Genomic DNA, 16,329 nt, shown 5'->3' on the forward strand with positions numbered 1-16,329 from the left:
TGCGGGCGGCATGGGCGCGGGCGCGACGCCGTCGGCGGGCGGCACGCGGGCGGCGGGCGGCCCGGCCGTCGGGCGCGCGGTGCGCGACGCCTTCGCCAAGCTGGCCCCGCGCGAGCAGGCGCGCAACCCGGTGATGCTCATGGTGTACCTGTCGGCGATCCTGACCACGGCGCTCTTCGCCCTGGCGCTGGCCGGCGTGGCCGATGCGGCGCCCGGGTTCATCCTGGCGGTGTGCGTCATCCTGTGGCTGACGGTGCTGTTCGGCAACTTCGCCGAGGCCCTGGCCGAGGGCCGGGGCAGGGCCCAGGCCGATGCCCTGCGCTCGGCCAAGCGCGACGTGGAGGCCTGCCGGGTCGACGGCGTGCTCATCGCCGAGGCCGCCGCGGCGGACGACCCGGCCGCCTTCCTGGCGGCGCGCGGGCGCGCGGTGAGCTCGGCCGAGCTCCGGCGCGGGGACGTGTACCTCGTGCGCGCCGGCGAGCAGGTGCCCGCCGACGGCGAGGTGCTCCTGGGCGCCGCGAGCGTGGACGAGAGCGCCATCACGGGCGAGTCGGCCCCGGTGGTGCGCGAGTCCGGCGGCGACCGCTCGGCGCTCACCGGCGGCACGACGGTGCTGTCCGACTGGCTGGTGGTGCGCGTGAGCGCCGAGGCCGGCCACAGCTTCCTCGACCAGATGATCGCCATGGTCGAGTCGGCCGCTCGCAAGAAGACCCCCAACGAGCGGGCGCTCGAGCTGCTGCTCATCGCGCTCACGCTGGTGTTCCTGGCCGTGTCCACGGCGCTCTACGCCTTCGGCGCGTTCTCCGCGGCGCAGGAGGGGCGCGTCAACCCGCTCGGCATCGCCTCGCTCGTGGCCCTGTTCGTGTGCCTGGCGCCCACCACCATCGGCGCGCTGCTCTCCGCCATCGGCATCGCCGGCATGAGCCGCCTCAACCAGGCGAACGTGCTGGCCACGAGCGGGCGCGCGGTGGAGGCGGCGGGCGATGTGGACGTGCTCTTGCTCGACAAGACGGGCACCATCACGCTCGGCAACCGCCAGGCGGCCGCCTTCCTGCCGCTCGACGGCGTGGCGGAGCGCGACCTGGCCGACGCGGCCCAGCTGGCGAGCCTGGCCGACGAGACGCCCGAGGGGCGCAGCGTGGTGGTGCTCGCGAAGGAGCGCTTCGGCATCCGCGGGCGCACCCTCGACGGCGCTGGCTTCACGGTGGTGCCCTTCACGGCGCAGACGCGCATGAGCGGCGTCGACTTCGGCGGCCACGAGATCCGCAAGGGCGCGGCCGACGCGGTGCGCGCCTACGTCGAGGCCCGCGGCGGCACGTGGAGCCCCCAGTGCTCGCGCATCGCCGATGAGGTGGCGCGTGAGGGCGGCACCCCGCTCGTGGTCGTGCGCGACGGGCGCGTGCTGGGCGTCATCCACCTGAAGGACATCATCAAGTCGGGCATCCGCGAGAACTTCGCCGACCTGCACGCCATGGGCATCCGCACGGTCATGGTGACCGGCGACAACCCGCTGACGGCCGCGGCCATCGCCGCCGAGGCCGGCCTGGACGACTTCATCGCCGAGGCCACCCCCGAGGCCAAGCTCGAGGCCATCCGCCGCTACCAGGCCGAGGGTCACCTGGTGGCCATGACCGGCGACGGCACCAACGACGCGCCGGCGCTGGCCCAGGCCGACGTGGCCGTGGCCATGAACTCCGGCACCCAGGCGGCCAAGGAGGCCGGCAACATGGTGGACCTGGACTCGTCGCCGACCAAGCTCATCGAGATCGTGCGCATCGGCAAGCAGATGCTCATGACCCGCGGCAGCCTGACCACCTTCTCCATCACCAACGACCTGGCCAAGTACTTCGCCGTCATCCCGGCGCTTCTGGTGCCGCTCTACCCGGGGCTCGAGGCGCTCAACGTGATGCACCTGACCAGCCCCACCTCGGCGATGCTGGCGGCGGTGACGTACAACGCGCTCATCATCGTGGCGCTCATCCCGCTGGCGCTGCGCGGCGTCAAGTACCGCGAGGGTACGCCGTCGAGCCTGCTCGCGCGCAACCTGGCGGTCTACGGGCTGGGCGGCGTGGCGGTGCCGTTCGTCGCCATCAAGGCGCTCGACGTGCTGATGACGGCGCTCGGCGCGGCGTAGGGCGCGCGACGCGAGGGCGCGGGCGTGCGGGGCGCGGGCGCGTGCGGCGCGTGGCGCGGGCGTGCAAGGCGCAAGTGCGTGCGAGGCGCAGCGCGGGTGTGCGGCGGGAGCGCGTGTGCGGCCGGCGCCTCCCGCGTGCCCCGGCACCCGCGGCAAGGACGGATCGACGTGAAAGGAACGACCATGAAGGCTCGGAGCATCTTGAGGACGGCGGGCAGCGCGGCGCTGCTGCTGGCAGCGGCCACCGCCCTGTGCGGCGTGCTGTACCCGCTGGCGGTGACCGGCGTGGCCCAGGCCGCCTTCCCGCGGCAGGCCGGCGGGTCGATCATCGAGGTCGACGGCGTGGCCTGGGGCAGCGACCTGGTGGGGCAGCCCTTCGCTGACGACGACCACCTGTGGGGGCGCGTGAGCGGCGCCGAGGCGCGCACCTTCCGCGCCGACGACGGCACGCCGCTTCTGTGGTACGCGCCGGCCAACGAGAGCCCGGCGACCGATGGGTTCGCCGCCCGCGTGGCCGAGCGCGTCGCGGCGGTGCGCGCCGCCCATCCCGACCAGGGCGACGCCCCCGTGCCGAGCGACCTGGTGACCACGTCCGGGTCGGGCTTCGACCCGCACATCTCGCCGGCGGCCGCCGAGTACCAGGTGGGGCGCCTGTCCGCCGCCACCGGGCGCTCGCCCGAGGAGGTGCGCGCCATCATCGCCGCCTGCACCGAGCAGCCGCTGCTCGGCGTGGTGGGGGAGCCCCGCGTGAACGTCCTGCGCGTCAACCTCATGCTCGACGGCGTGCTGTAGGCGGCTCGGCGTGCCCCGAGGCATCCGGCGCGGCACGCGCGGGCCCCGCCCCGGGGCGCGCCGCCGCGTGGCCGAGGGCGCGGCGCGCCTGCCGGGCGGCCCGACGCGCTTCGCCGCGTCGTCGTGCAGCGAATTCGGCCGTTCATATCCATTTCGTCGAGTTTTCCGAGCCTCCGGAGGCCGAAAACGGGCATTTCGCGGCCATTCCGTTGCCGGCGGAATCGGCGACCTGGGCAAACGTCGGCCGCGGCGGCCCCTAGCCCGTGGCGAGCCTCGGGAAACTCGACGAAATGGATATGAAACGCCCAAAAGCGTGCAAGATGGCCCGCGGGCGCGGCTGCGCGGCGCGTCGCGGCGCATGAGGTCGTGCCGCCGGGCCTCGGCAGACCCGCTTCCCAATCGTTTCCCCCGCGTCACCGGGCCTGCGGGGGCCGGTGATAGCATGACGGGGATGGTAAGCGAATGTCGCCCCGACACGGCACGCAGCGCCACCGGCGTCCATGGCGGGGCGCGCGGCATGCCGGCACGCCGTGCGCAGCGCGCGGGCGCGAGCCGGCGCCGCGCACGCGGACGCGGCCCGCCCCGGCGCGGAGCTGGGGGCGCGGCCCGTCCCGACGCGGCACGCGGACGCGGCCCGCCCCGGCGCGGAGCCGGGGGCGCGGGGCGGGGAGCACGGGAATGGCACGGCACGGAAGGAAGGACGCGGAATGGCGGCACGGCGGGCAGGCGGGAAGGCGGGTGGGCGGCCGCGGGCGGCCAGCGCCCTGGGCGCCGCCCTGCGCGGGGGCCTCGCCCGCCCCGGCACGGCCCCGGCGCCCGCCGCGCCCGACCCCGACGCCCGGCGCGACCCCGACGCCATCCTCCGCCGCATCCAAGAGGAGGGCGACGGCGAGCCGCGCGAGCGCGGCCGCCTCAAGGTGTTCTTCGGCTACGCGGCCGGCGTCGGCAAGACCTACGCCATGCTGGAGGAGGCTCACCGCGCCCAGGCCGAGGGGCTCGACGTCGTGGTCGGCTACGTGGAGCCGCACACGCGCGCGGACACGCTGGCGCTCCTCGCCGGGCTAGAGGTGCTGCCGCCCCGGCAGGTCGAGCACCGCGGCATCGCCCTGCGCGAGCTCGACCTGGACGGGCTTCTGGCCCGCCGCCCGCAGGTGGCCCTCGTCGACGAGCTGGCCCACACCAACGCCCCCGGCTGCCGTCATCGCAAGCGCTACCAGGACGTGGAGGAGCTGCTGCGGGCCGGCATCGACGTGTACACGACGGTGAACGTCCAGCACCTGGAGGGGCTCAACGACAAGATTGCCGCCGTCACGGCCGTGAGCGTGGCCGAGCGCATTCCCGACCGCGTCTTCGACGGCGCCGAGTCGGTGGAGCTGGTCGACCTGGAGCCGGCCGATCTCATCGCGCGCCTCGAGGCGGGGAAGGTGTACGCCCCCGAGCGCGCGGGCACGGCGCTCGCCCACTTCTTCTCGCGCTCCAACCTGGCGGCGCTGCGCGAGATAGCGCTGCGGCGCATGGCCGACCGGCTGACGCGCACCTCCCCGGTGGCGGCGGTTCCGCGCGCCGAGGCAGGGGAGGACGTGGTGGTGCTCGTCGAAGGCGACGCGGCGGCGCCGCGCGTGGTGAGGACGGCGGCGAACCTGGCCGAGGCGCTGCACGGCTCGCTCACGGCGCTGGCCGTGGAGCCGGCCGACGGGCGCCGCGACGACGCCGAGGAGGCCGAGGCCCTGGCCCGCGCGCTCGCCCTGGCCGAGGAGCTGGGCGCGCGCGTCGTGACGCTCAGCGGCGACGACCCGGTGGCGCCGGTGGCCCAGTACGCGGCGTCGTCCGGCATCCGCCAGCTCGTGGTGGCCGGGCCGTCCCCGCGCCGCGGGCTGCTGGCGCGCCGCGACGTGGCCGCGCGGCTCATGCGCGCGGCGCCGGGGGCCGTGGTGACGGCCGTCCCGGGGGCCGACGCACCCACCTTGCTCGGCCGCGCGCGTGTGACGGCCGGCCTGGCGCCCACGGGCGCCGACGTGGCGCGCGCCGCCGGGGCGGTGGCCCTGGCCACGGCGCTCGGCACCCTCGCCTGGGAGCTCAGCCCCGCCACGCCGGTCATCCTCATGGTGTACCTCCTGGTGGCGCTGCTTTTGGCCACGCGCGCCGACGGGTTCCTCTACGCGGTGCTCACGGCGCTTGGTAGCGTGGTGGCCTACAACTTCTTCTTCACGGTGCCGCGCTTCACCTTTCACGCCTACGGCCTCTCGGCGCCGGTGATCTTCACGTTTCTGCTGGTGGGGACGCTGGCCGCGTCATCTCTGGCCATCCGCCTCAAGCACCAGGCGGCCCAGGCGGCGCGCCGGTCGTACCGCACCGAGGTGCTGCTGGAGAGCAGCCGCAAGCTCCAGGCGGCACCGACGCTGGCCCAGTGCCTCGAGACGGCGGCGGCCCAGGTGGTGAAGATCCTCGACCGGCCCGTGGTCATCTACGAGGCCGACCCCGTGGCGGCGGGCGGGCTGGCGGCGCCGCGGGTCTACGACGTGCCGGGCACCGGCGGCGGGGACGCGGGCGCGGCGGCGCTCACGGCGCCGGACGAGGCCGCGGTGGCCGCGTGGGTGGCCGCCAACGGCGAGCCGGCGGGCGCCACCACCGACACCCTGCGCGAGGCGCGCTGCCTGTACCTGCCCATCCGCTCGCGCGAGCGCGTCTTCGGCGTGGCGGGCCTGGTGATGGAGGCCGACGCCGAGGACTTCGGCGCCTTCGAGCGCAACCTGCTGGTGGCGCTGCTCGACGAGTGCGGCCAGGCGGCCGAGGGGCTGGCGCTGGCCCGCGAGCGACGCGACCTCACGGTCAAGGCCGAGAAGGAGGCGCTGCGGTCGAACCTGCTGCGCTCGATCTCGCACGACCTGCGCACGCCGCTGACCAGCATATCCGGCGACGCGGCCATCCTGCTGGCCGACGGCGGGGCGCTTTCGGACGCCCAGCGCGAGCGCCTGTGCGGCGACATCCGCGACGACGCGCGCTGGCTCATCGGGCTGGTGGAGAACCTGCTGTCGGTGACGCGGCTCGACGACGGCACGGTGGCAGTCGACCTGCAGCCCGAGCTCGTGGCCGACGTGGTGGCCGACGCCCTGCGCCACGCGCGCCGCGACGACGCGCACGCCGTGGAGGCAGACGTGGCCGACGACCTGCTGATGGCCTCGATGGACGCGGGGCTCATCGTGCAGGTGATCGTGAACCTGGTGAACAACGCGCTGGCCTACACGCCGGCCGGCTCGACGGTGACGGTGTCCGCGCGGCCCGTGCGCGTCGGCGGCGAGGATCGCGTGCGGGTGACGGTGGCCGACGACGGCCCGGGTATCCCCGATGCGGAGAAGGCGCGCGTGTTCGACCTGTTCTACCACGGGAGCCGCCGCGTGCCGGCGGCCGGAGGCGCCTCCGACGGGCGCGCGGCCGGCGCGGGTGCGGACGGGCCGGGCGGCGCGGGCGGCCCGGAGGCCCCGGGCGCGCGCGAGGCGGCCCCGGCGGCGATGGCGGCGGGCGAGGGCGGCGACAGCCGGCGCGGCATGGGGCTGGGGCTGGCGCTGTGCCGGTCGATCCTGCGCGCCCACGGCGGCGACGTGACTCTGGTCGACGCGCGGCCCCACGGCTGCGTGTTCTCGTTCGACCTGCCGGCCGCCGCGCTGCCCGAGGGCGCCGTGGCGGGCGGAGAAGCGGCGGCGTCGCCGGGCGCGGGCACGGGCACGGTGCCGGGTGCGGGCGCGGGCGCGGGCGCCGGCGCGGAGGCGGGTACGACGCCGGATGCGGGCGGCGGCCCCGCCGGCAGCGCGGAGGGAGGCGCATGATGGGCGACGAGCGCGAGATCCTGGTGGTGGAGGACGACCCGGCCGTGCGCAACCTGGTGGCGACGGCCCTCGACGTACGCGGCTACCGGCACCGCGAGGCCACCACGGGCGCGGCGGCCCTGGTGGAGCTCACGTCCTCGCCGGATGTGAGCCTGGTCATCCTCGACTTGGGGCTGCCCGACCGCGACGGCGTGGAGGTCATCCGGGCGCTGCGGGGCTGGTCGCGCATGCCGGTCATCGTGCTGTCGGCGCGCCAGGAGGACGCCGACAAGGTGGAGGCCCTCGACGCCGGCGCCGACGACTACCTGACCAAGCCGTTCTCCGTCGACGAGCTGCTGGCCCGCGTCCGCGTGGCCCTGCGCCGGCTCGACTACGCCGCGCCCGCCCAGGCCGCCGTCCCGGACGTCTACCGCAACGGCGGCCTGGGCATCGACTTCGACGCCGGCGTGGTCACGCGCGACGGCGCCGAGGTGCACCTGACGCCCATCGAGTACAAGCTGCTGTGCCTGCTCGCGCGCAACACCGGCAAGGTGCTCACCCACAACTACATCTTGAAGGAGGTCTGGGGCCAGGCGCTCGCCGCCGACCTGCCCTCCCTGCGCGTCTTCATGGCCACCCTGCGCAAGAAGATCGAGCCCGACCCCGCCAACCCCCGCTACCTCCAGACCCATGTGGGCATAGGCTACCGCATGCTCAACGTGGAGTAGGGAAGCCGGGAAGCATCCCTCACATCCCCCTCCGAGGGCTGGCCGAGGGCGCGCCCGTCCGCGTCGGCCGCCCGGCGCGCAGGGGCGGTGGGCCAACCCCGCCGTCGCCCTCCCTCTTCCTCACCTATGACACGCTGTCATATACACCGCCCCTGCTTTGTGGCATACTGCGGGATGACGTGGCGTCCCGGGCCGGAAGGAGGGGGAGGGTGCTCGGCGATCTGGCGGTGCTCTACCTGTTCCTCGGCGGCGCGGGCGCCGGCTGCGTGACGACGTGCGCGCTCGTCGACCTGGCGTGGCTGCGCGAGCCCTTCGGCGTGACGACCGCCTACGGCCCCGAGCCGGCGGCGGATCCGGCGCGGCGCGCGGCGGCCCTCGGCTTCGCGGCGGGGCTCGGCGCGCTCGTGGCGGGCGCGGCGTGCCTGTCCCTCGACCTGGGCCGGATCGACCGGGTGCTCGCGCTGTTCCTGTCGCCGCAGCCCACGGTGATGAGCGTGGGGGCCGTGGCCCTCGCGGCGCTCATCGCGGTGGCGGCCCCGCTGGCGGCGGTGCGCCTGCTGTACCTGCCGGGGCTCCCGCGGCCCGCGGTGCGCGCGCTCGAGGCGCTGGCCGTGGCGCTCGGGCTGGTGGTCATGGCCTACACGGGCCTGCTCCTGCAGTCGCTGCAGGGGGCGGGGCTGTGGCGGTCGCCCTGGCTGCCGGTGCTGTTCACGCTGTCGTCGGCCTCGAGCGGCGTCGCGCTGGTCATGGCCTGCTGCTTCTGGGCGGGCGCGGACGGGCGGACGGCGCGCCTGCTGCGCGTCCTGGCGCGGGCGGACGGCGTGCTCATTGCGGCCGAGGTCGCGGCGGCCGCCCTGTTCGCGGGGACGATGGCGTCGAGCGCCCACCCGGGCGCCGCCGCCGGCGCCGCGGCGCTCCTGGCTGGCCCGCAGGCCGCCGCCTGGTGGCTCGGCTTCGGGCTGTGCGGGTGCGCGCTGCCGCTCGGCGCCGAGGCCGCCTACCTGCTGGCCGGACGCCGGCTCGCCCGCGGGCCCGCGCCCGCGGCGCTGCCGGCCCTGGCGGCGGTGCTCGTGCTGGTAGGCGCGCTCTGCCTGCGCTGGGCCGTCGCCGACGCGGCCGCCCCGCGCGACCTGGCGCTGCAGGCCCCGCCGCCCGCGGCATCGCCCGCGTCCGCCGCGTCGCCCGCGCCCGCCGCGCCCGCGTCGCTCGCGCCCGCCGGCCCGCCCGCGGCGTCGCCCGCGTCTGGCGGCCTGCTCGCCGGCGCATCCGCGTCCGCCGCGCCGGGGACGCCACCCGAGAGAGAGGATCTGATCGCGTCATGATCAAGCTGGGCAAGACCATCCCCGCCGGGGACCTGTTCGAGCTGGACGAGGGCAGCAGCCTGCCCATCTGGCTCCAGCTGAAGAACCGGTTCATCTACCTCATCACGTCGGGCTACTACCTGCCGGGCGACCAGCTGCCCACGGTGCGCGGCCTGGCGGCGGATGTGGAGATCAACTACAACACCGTCAGCAAGGTGTACCAGAGCCTGGAGGAGGACGGCTACATCCAGTCGAAGCGCCGCCAGGGCGCCTTCGTGTGCGACGTGAGCGACAAGCCGGGCGTGTCCATCGCCGTCACGGCCGAGATCGTCACGGCGGAGTACCTGCAGCGCTGCCAGGAGCTGGGCATGTCGCTGGAAGACATCGATGCGCGGTTCACGGCCAGCCTGGTGGAGGCCAAGGGCAAGCGCGACCGAGACCAAGGAGCAGCTGATGAGGCGAAGGATCAGGCCAGCCGCGGACGAGTCGTCCGCTTCCCCCGCGCCGCGGACGATTCAGACCAACGTGCAGCTGGAGACGGGGCGTAGGCGCACCTCCCGCAACGGGGCCGTCGCCTTCACGGTCATCGTCTTCACGTGCGCGGCGCTCATCGTGGGCGTGGCGGCGTGGCTGGCGACGGGCACGGTGGGCGTCGGCGCGGTCGTGCTCGCGGTCGTCGCCGGCGTGCTGGCGGCGTCGTCGATCCACATCGTGATGGAGTGGGAGAAGGCCGTCGTCATGCGCTTCGGCAAGTTCAACCGCGTGGCCGGCCCGGGCGTCGTGTTCACCTGGCCCATCATCGAGTTCTACACCCTGCGCGTGGACCAGCGCGTCATCGCCACCTACTTCGGCGCCGAGGAGACGCTCACGAGCGACCTCGTGCCCGTGAACGTGGACGCCGTCGTGTTCTGGATGGTGTTCTCGGCGAAGAAGGCGGCCACCGAGGTGGAGGACTACGCGAGCGCCGTGTCGTGGATGTCCCAGGCCATGCTGCGCAAGGCCATCGGCCGCGCGACGCTGGCCGAGGTGGCGCAGCGGCGCGACCAGCTCGACGCCGAGCTCAAGGACGTGCTGGAGGAGAAGCTGGCCGACTGGGGCATCGACGTGATGGACGTGGAGGTGCGCGACATCGTGGTGCCCAAGGACCTCCAGGGCGCGATGGCCGCCGAGGCCGTGGCCACGCGCGAGCGCAACGCCCGCATGATCATGGCCGAGGCCGAGCGCGACATATCCGAGATGCTGCGCGACGCCTCCGAGGTATACGACGGCGACGACGCGGCCCTGCGCCTGCGTACCATGCACCTGGCCTACGAGTCGGTCCGGCAGTCCGGCGGCACGCTCGTCATCCCCAGCGCCTTCAGCGAGGGCTTCACCGGCGATCCCGACGTCCTCGCGCGCGCCGCCCAAGCCGCTCCCGGCAAGTAGGGAAGGGGCCCGCCCCGCCGCCCCACCTTCGCGCCAAGGCGTGCTTGCGCGCACACCTTGGCGCACGTGCTGCGGCCCACGCCCCCTCGGCTTCAAGGCCTACCTTGGCTCTCGCCCATCGCCTCTTCCGCCTTCGTCCCAGTCGACGGTCTCGTAGACGATGCCGTGCTCGGCGGCGAGGTGATCGAAGAAGGCCTGTGGGGAGAGCGCCGGCACGCGGCTGTCGGCGAAGTCCGCCGCGTCGCGGGTGATCAGGAAGTCGGCGCCCGCCTTCTCCGCCGCGATGGCCACCAGGCAGTCCTCGAAGTCGTCCCAGGCGCGCTCAGATGCCAGCTTGACGTCCGAGCCGTCGATGGAGCAGATCTTGAGCCAGCCGAGGCTCTCGAGGAACGCGGCCTGCACCTCCGAGCTGGGATGCCTCTTAGACAGGACGTAGAAGACGTCGGTGAACGACTTGGCCGACACCCAGAGCTCCGCATCCCCGAACGAGCTTGCCAGCATGAGCTGCCGCGCGTAGTCGACATGCGGCTCGCGCTGCTGGTAGAAGTCGATGAGGATGTTGGTGTCAAGCAAGATGCTCAGCATAGCGCTCATCCCTCGCCTCGCTCAGCATCTGCCCGAAGGGGCGCCGTCCGTTAGGATCGGCCGGCTCCAGGCGCATGACGGACAGCGACGCGTCGATCCGCCGCATCTGATCGGCGGTGGGGGTCCTTTTCCCCGCAGCGGCCGCCTTCGGCCCCTGCGGCAGCTTTCGCTCGCTCAGCAGGTACCGGTACGCCGCGTTCACCAGCTGGGTAGGAGTGGCCCCTATCTCACGCAGCACGGCCGAGCCCTGCTCCTTGATCTCCGCGGGAACCCGCGCGGTGACGATGGCATCCACGGCGACCTCCTTTGCCTCAGAGTGTGTAATACAGTATTACATTAGTATATATCGTCAAGCGCCACACCGCAAGCGCCAAAGTGTTTCATGTGAAACATTTGTTCTCCAACTAACCTCTTGAACAGGCAATTCTTCCCATTGCTCCTCGCTCAACGGCCGACATGCCTACCCTCTGTCATAGATTGTCATACAAAAATCGTTGACGGGGGGGGGGTTCTATGACAGACTAGGGCAAGAAGAACCCGGCCGGTTCGGAGAGAGGGGACTAGGCGCCACCTGGGCTGATCGCGGCACGCTCCCCGCGTGCGCGCGCCCCGGCGGGCGCCCCGCGGCGCATCTGGCCGCGGCTGTTCAAAGGAGAGAGAACCTATGAGTGGTACCAACCTTACCCGCCGCTCGTTCCTCAAGACGACCGGGGCGGTCGCCGGGGCCTCGTGCCTCGCGGCCGGGTCGTTCGGGGCGCTGCGGGCCTTCGCCGACGATGGGGACGAGAAGCCCGGCAGCGGCGAGCAGCTGTTCAACTGCAACTGCCGGTCCAACTGCATGGGATCGTGCCGCCTGCTCGCCCACGTGCGTGACGGCAAGATCGTGAAGCTGTCGCCCGGCGGCTACCAGGAGCCCGGCTACACCGGCTGCTGCCTCAAGGGCCTGTCCTACATCGAGCGCATCTACAGCCCCACCCGCATCCAGTACCCGATGCGCCGCGTGGACGGCACCGAGCGCGGCGCCGGCCAGTGGGAGCGCGTGACCTGGGACGAGGCCATCGCCGAGATCGCCCAGAAGATGCAGGACACCATCGACCAGTACGGCCCCAAGGCCATCGCCTTCGACGCGGCATCGGGCAACTACGGCTACATCAACGGCGTCTACGGCCTGTTCCCGCGCCTGGCCGCGTGCCTGGGCGCCATCAAGACGGCGGCCTGCTACGACTACGCCGCCGGCCACGGCATCGACCGCGTGCTCGGCACCGGCGACTGGCAGTACTGCAACGAGCCCAACAGTGTGCTGGACTCGTCCATGGTGGTGGTGTGGGGCACCAACCCCGTCTTCACGCACCCGCACAGCTGGCGCTGGATCCAGTGGGCCAAGGAGAAGGGGACGAAGGTCGTCACCATCGACCCCATCAAGTCGGCCACGGCGCACCGCTCCGACGAGTACATCCGCGTGAACCCCGGCCATGACGGCTACCTGGCCCTGGCCATGGCCAACTACGTCATCGAGCACGACCTGGTGGACTGGGACTTCATCGGCAAGCGCTCCAACGGCGCGTTCCTGGTGCGCCAGGACACCAAGCGCCACCTGTCCACGGCCAACTGGCCCGCCGAGTCCGCGGCCGCCTACGCCGCCGCCGTGGCCGCCGCCAAGGAGAAGTACGCCGCCCAGGGCGCCACGGCCGTCGCCGCCGCGGTGGCCGCCATCCCCGTCGACTACTACGTGTGGGACAACGCCACCGGGGCCATCACGCTCATCGACGACGCCCAGGACCCGGCGATGGAGGGCTCGTTCTCCACGCCCGACGGCATCGCCCTCGACGCCTCCTACGGCCTGCTCAAGGAGCAGCTGTCGCAGTACTCCATCGCCGAGGCCGCGCGCCTGACCGGGCTTACCGAGGACTTCATCGTCGAGTTCACCGAGCGCTTCGCCGCCGAGCGCGCCGTGTCGGTCAACATCACCTACGGCCTCGACCACTTCCTCAACGGCTACCAGAACACCTGGGCCATCGCCATCCTCATGGCGCTGACGGGCAACCTGGCCAAGCCGGGCGCGGGCTTCACCGGCGTGTTCACCACCCGCTGGTCGCCCGAGACGCTGGGGCTGTGGGTCACCAAGGAGTATAAGGGCCTCAATGCCACCATCCCCTTCGGCCTCATGCCCGAGATCGTGGCCACCCAGTCGCTCAACGGCAAGCCCTTCCCCATGAAGGTGATGGTGTCCTACTGCGCCAACCCCGCCAGCAACCTGGGCGGCCAGCGCGAGTTCCTCGATCGGCTGCTGCCCAACCTCGACTACTACGTGGTCATCGACATGGAGATGACCGATTCCGCCCGCTACGCCGACATGGTGCTGCCCGCGACGTCGTGGTACGAGGTGGAGGACATCCGCGCCGGCTACAACAACCCCTACACCATCTACCAGGAGAAGGCCATCGAGCCGCTCTACGAGAGCAAGCCCGATTCCGAGATCGCCTACCTGCTGGGCCGCGCGCTGGGCTTCGAGGCGTCGTTCCCCGAGGGCGACGGCATCGAGAAGTGGGCCGCCATCCTGTTCAGCAACGCCGCGTCCAAGGCCAAGGGGCTCAGCCTCGACCGCTTCCGCCAGGAGAAGGTCATCCAGACCACCGGCACGCCGGGCGAGGCCTACATCACGGGCATGACCGACCCCTTCAAGACCGAGAAGGGCCGCGTGCGCCTGTACACCGACAACCCCAAGCCGCGCCTGGACTACGGCCAGGACCTATCCGACCGCGTCGACGGCGAGCACCTGGTGTACTACCGCGACCCGGAGGAGTGCGGCATCGACAACCCGCTGGCCGAGAAGTACCCGCTCGTCTACCTGCAGGAGCACTCCCGCTTCCGCGTGCACACCCAGTGGGGCCGCGTGCCGCTCCTGCGCGAGCTCGATCCCGAGCCGCTGGCCAAGGTCAACGGCAAGGACGCGGCCGAGCGCGGCGTGACCACGGACGATCTGGTGGAGGTCTACAACGACCGCGGCCACTGCGTCGTCAAGTGCCTCGTCGACGAGTCCATCGCGCCGGGCGTCGTGTCCATCCCCAAGGGCTGGCAGCGCGACCAGTTCATCGAGGGCGGCTACCAGGAGATGTCCCAGCCGGGCATGGACCCGTACCCCTCCGCCGCGTCGTTCTACGACGCCCGCGTCAACTTCAGGAAATGGGAGGCTTAAATCATGCGCTACGGATTTGCGATAGACACGAAGCGGTGCATCGGGTGCCACACCTGCTCGACCGCGTGCCGCATCGAGAACAACCTGCCTGCGGGCATGTGGTGGAACCGGGCGCTCACCGAGGGCGGTGCCGAGATGGACACCCCGGCCGGTGAGTTCCCCGACGCGACGATGAGCTACCTGACGGTGGCCTGTCAGCACTGCGAGAACCCGGCCTGCGTGAAGGTGTGCCCCGTGGGCGCGACGTACAAGGATCCGGAGACCGGTGTCGTGCGCCAGGACTACGACAAATGCATCGGCTGCCGCATGTGCATGAGCGCCTGCCCCTACAACGGGGTGCGGTCGTTCAACTGGGAGGAGCCGTCCTACGTGGTGGACTTCGCCATGGGCGACGCCGACGTGCCCCCGCACCAGAAGCACGTGGTGGAGAAGTGCACGATGTGCTGGCACCGCCTGGCGAAAGGGGAGGAGCCCATGTGCGTGAAGACGTGCCTGGCCCGCGCCCGCTTCTGGGGCGATCTGGATGACCCCGAGAGCGAGGTGGCGAAGCTGGTGCGCGAGCGCTCGAGCAAGCAGCTTCTCGCCGACGAGGGCACCAAGCCGTCCGTCTATTATCTCGTCTAGGAAGGATGACGACTATGTCTGATATCAACAACGGCGTCGGCGTCATCGACGACGACTTCAACCCGGCTGCGGCGCCTGGCGCCCGCGAGGCGGCCGGTGTCCGGGCGGCGGCCTGGGGCGGCAGGGGCCTCACCGTCGCCATCGGCGTGTCCGCCGCGCTGGCCGTGCTCGGCATCGTGCTGTGGGTGATCCAGCTCTCCGGCGGCATGGTGCAGACCGGCATGCGCAACCTCGATTCCTGGGGCCTCTACATCACCAACTTCATGTTCTTCGTGGGCCTGTCGGCCGGCGGCCTCATCATCAGCTCGGTGCCCAAGGCGTTCGGCATCGCGGGCTTCGGCGGCATCTCGAAGGTGGCCGTGTGGACGTCCATCGCCGCCACCGTGTGCGCCATCGCCTTCGTGGTGGTCGACCTCGGCCAGCCGATGCGCCTGTGGGAGCTCTTCGCCTACTCGAACCTGGGGTCGCCGCTGATGTGGGACATCATCGTGTTGGGCACCTACCTCATCCTGTCCTGCGTGTACCTGTGGGCCACGCTGCAGAACGAGCGCGGCCGCGTGTCGGCGACCGCCCTGCGCGTGATCTCGGTGGTGGCGCTCGTGTGCGCCGTGCTGGTGCACAGTGTGACCGCGTGGATCTTCGGGCTTCAGCAGGGCCGCGAGATGTGGCACACGGCGCTCCTGGCCCCGTGGTTCGTGAGTTCCGCGCTCGTGTGCGGCACCGCGCTCGTCGCCATCGTGGTGGTGGCGCTGCGCAAGGCCGGCTACCTGGCGCTCGACCAGGCGAACGTGACGAAGCTTGCCAAGCTGCTGGGCGCCTTCATCTGCGTCGACCTGTACTTCTTCGGCTGCGACCTGCTCACCGAGGCGTTCCCCGCCGCCGGCGGCATGGCCGTGGTGGACATGCTCGTATCCGGCCCGCTCGCCCCGTTCTTCTGGGTGGAGGTCATCGGCTGCGTGGCGTGCGCCGTGGTGTGCTTCACCCCGTCGCTGCGCCGCCCCGGCCTCATCGTCGGCGCGTCGGCGCTGGCCATCGCCGCCATCTTCTGCAAGCGCGTCCAGCTGCTGATCGGCGGCTTCCAGATCACGAACCTGGAGATGGCCGGCCCCGTGACGCCCATGACCGTCACCGGCTGGGAGTCCGGCATTTCCGGCGCCTACCAGGGGCTGGTGTACTGGCCGACGATGATCGAGTGGGGCGTCACCCTGGGCGTCATCGCGCTCGGCGCCCTCATCCTGCTGGCCGGCCTGCGCTACCTGCCGCTGCGCCCGAAGCAGGACTAGCCTACTCCCGCCCGCGACCCGGCACCCCTCCCGCCGGGCCGCGGGCTTCCCCCGCGCCTGCCGCGCGCAGGCCGCGGAGCCCGCGCCGCCCGCCCGGCGGCCGCGGATGGCCCGCGTCTCGCCTCGCAGCGGGCGCGTGAAACCCGCGCCGCCCGCACGGCGACTGCGGGCAACCAGGCAGTCGGGGTCTCCGCCGCCCACCCTTTGCGGCGCCCCCGACCGGCCGGGCCCATCTTCAGACACCCGGCCGCCGCGCCGCCCCGCGCCTACCCAGCGCCGGGGCGGCGCCTCTTTGTTCGGGCGCCCTGGCGGGGGAGGGGCGCCGCCAAAACTCGGGAAATCGCGCCCTCGACGCAAATTCGGGCGGTTTTGCACCCGGCTGTCGCCCTTCGGCTGGCCAGCCCGCCCTCGGTTCCTTCAGCGACCTGGGGCTTTGTCGCGCCGGCTCTTCCAGGGCG

The 16,329-nt window shown here is 72.5% G+C and carries 12 protein-coding genes; 10 read left to right on the forward strand and 2 right to left on the reverse strand.

Going from position 1 to position 16,329, the window contains the following annotated elements:
• Window positions 1-10 precede the first annotated feature (10 nt).
• The 7 genes from kdpB (at window position 11) to LPT13_RS02910 (ending at window position 10,183) form a co-directional block, all read left to right on the forward strand.
• A complete protein-coding gene (gene kdpB, locus LPT13_RS02880; RefSeq protein ID WP_430622559.1) occupies window positions 11-2,134 on the forward strand; it encodes a potassium-transporting ATPase subunit KdpB in 2,124 nt (707 codons plus the stop codon).
• Between the two features lie 183 nt (window positions 2,135-2,317).
• Window positions 2,318-2,926, forward strand: coding sequence for a potassium-transporting ATPase subunit C (locus tag LPT13_RS02885; protein ID WP_242163325.1), 609 nt, complete (start codon window positions 2,318-2,320; stop codon window positions 2,924-2,926).
• Between the two features lie 707 nt (window positions 2,927-3,633).
• Window positions 3,634-6,750 carry a sensor histidine kinase gene (locus LPT13_RS02890; RefSeq protein ID WP_242163326.1) on the forward strand — a complete coding sequence of 1,039 codons (3,117 nt, stop codon included), beginning with the start codon at window positions 3,634-3,636 and terminating at the stop codon, window positions 6,748-6,750.
• The gene (locus tag LPT13_RS02895; RefSeq protein WP_242163329.1) at window positions 6,747-7,457 is read left to right on the forward strand and encodes a response regulator; all 711 of its coding nucleotides are present in this window, start codon (window positions 6,747-6,749) and stop codon (window positions 7,455-7,457) included. Before LPT13_RS02890 ends, LPT13_RS02895 begins: the two co-directional genes overlap by 4 nt.
• 209 nt (window positions 7,458-7,666) lie before the next feature.
• Entirely contained in the window at window positions 7,667-8,779 is a 1,113-nt protein-coding gene (gene nrfD / locus LPT13_RS02900) for an NrfD/PsrC family molybdoenzyme membrane anchor subunit (RefSeq protein ID WP_242163331.1), read from the forward strand.
• Complete coding sequence (locus LPT13_RS02905) at window positions 8,776-9,306, forward strand: GntR family transcriptional regulator (protein WP_242163334.1); 531 nt, start codon at window positions 8,776-8,778, stop codon at window positions 9,304-9,306. The genes nrfD (LPT13_RS02900) and LPT13_RS02905 overlap by 4 nt, the downstream gene beginning before the upstream one ends.
• Window positions 9,212-10,183, forward strand: a complete 972-nt coding sequence (locus LPT13_RS02910; protein ID WP_242163336.1) for a slipin family protein — start codon at window positions 9,212-9,214, stop codon at window positions 10,181-10,183. The genes LPT13_RS02905 and LPT13_RS02910 overlap by 95 nt, the downstream gene beginning before the upstream one ends.
• A gap of 99 nt (window positions 10,184-10,282) precedes the next feature.
• Here the strand turns inward: LPT13_RS02910 and LPT13_RS02915 are convergent, their stop codons facing one another.
• Window positions 10,283-10,768: a type II toxin-antitoxin system VapC family toxin gene (locus tag LPT13_RS02915; RefSeq protein WP_242163338.1), complete on the reverse strand. Its 486-nt coding sequence runs from the start codon at window positions 10,766-10,768 to the stop codon at window positions 10,283-10,285.
• Window positions 10,749-11,063 (reverse strand): hypothetical protein, encoded by a 315-nt coding sequence (locus LPT13_RS02920; RefSeq protein ID WP_242163340.1) that lies wholly within the window; start codon window positions 11,061-11,063, stop codon window positions 10,749-10,751. The genes LPT13_RS02915 and LPT13_RS02920 overlap by 20 nt, the downstream gene beginning before the upstream one ends.
• Window positions 11,064-11,432: 369 nt before the next feature.
• Between LPT13_RS02920 and LPT13_RS02925 the strand changes: the two genes are divergently transcribed.
• Genes LPT13_RS02925 through nrfD (LPT13_RS02935) form a run of 3 tightly spaced genes read left to right on the forward strand, consistent with a single transcriptional unit; the run spans window position 11,433 to window position 15,871 of the window.
• Window positions 11,433-13,964, forward strand: a complete 2,532-nt coding sequence (locus LPT13_RS02925) for a molybdopterin-dependent oxidoreductase (RefSeq protein WP_242163343.1) — start codon at window positions 11,433-11,435, stop codon at window positions 13,962-13,964.
• Complete coding sequence (locus LPT13_RS02930; protein ID WP_430622560.1) at window positions 13,965-14,588, forward strand: 4Fe-4S dicluster domain-containing protein; 624 nt, start codon at window positions 13,965-13,967, stop codon at window positions 14,586-14,588. It abuts the gene before it with no gap.
• A 14-nt stretch (window positions 14,589-14,602) separates the two neighbouring features.
• Complete coding sequence (gene nrfD, locus LPT13_RS02935; protein WP_242163348.1) at window positions 14,603-15,871, forward strand: NrfD/PsrC family molybdoenzyme membrane anchor subunit; 1,269 nt, start codon at window positions 14,603-14,605, stop codon at window positions 15,869-15,871.
• The last annotated feature ends 458 nt before the right edge of the window (window positions 15,872-16,329 follow it).

Source organism: Adlercreutzia faecimuris (assembly GCF_022669055.1).
GTDB lineage: Bacteria > Actinomycetota > Coriobacteriia > Coriobacteriales > Eggerthellaceae > Enterorhabdus > Enterorhabdus faecimuris.

Bases quoted from the DNA above. Each gene is read 5' to 3' on its own strand.
- kdpB (WP_430622559.1), top strand. From the start codon at position 11: ATGGGCGCGGGCGCGACGCCGTCGGCGGGCGGCACGCGGGCGGCGGGC.
- LPT13_RS02885 (WP_242163325.1), top strand. From the start codon at position 2,318: ATGAAGGCTCGGAGCATCTTGAGGACGGCGGGCAGCGCGGCGCTGCTG.
- LPT13_RS02890 (WP_242163326.1), top strand. From the start codon at position 3,634: ATGGCGGCACGGCGGGCAGGCGGGAAGGCGGGTGGGCGGCCGCGGGCG.
- LPT13_RS02895 (WP_242163329.1), top strand. From the start codon at position 6,747: ATGATGGGCGACGAGCGCGAGATCCTGGTGGTGGAGGACGACCCGGCC.
- LPT13_RS02905 (WP_242163334.1), top strand. From the start codon at position 8,776: ATGATCAAGCTGGGCAAGACCATCCCCGCCGGGGACCTGTTCGAGCTG.
- LPT13_RS02910 (WP_242163336.1), top strand. From the start codon at position 9,212: ATGAGGCGAAGGATCAGGCCAGCCGCGGACGAGTCGTCCGCTTCCCCC.
- LPT13_RS02915 (WP_242163338.1), bottom strand. From the start codon at position 10,768: ATGCTGAGCATCTTGCTTGACACCAACATCCTCATCGACTTCTACCAG.
- LPT13_RS02925 (WP_242163343.1), top strand. From the start codon at position 11,433: ATGAGTGGTACCAACCTTACCCGCCGCTCGTTCCTCAAGACGACCGGG.
- nrfD (WP_242163348.1), top strand. From the start codon at position 14,603: ATGTCTGATATCAACAACGGCGTCGGCGTCATCGACGACGACTTCAAC.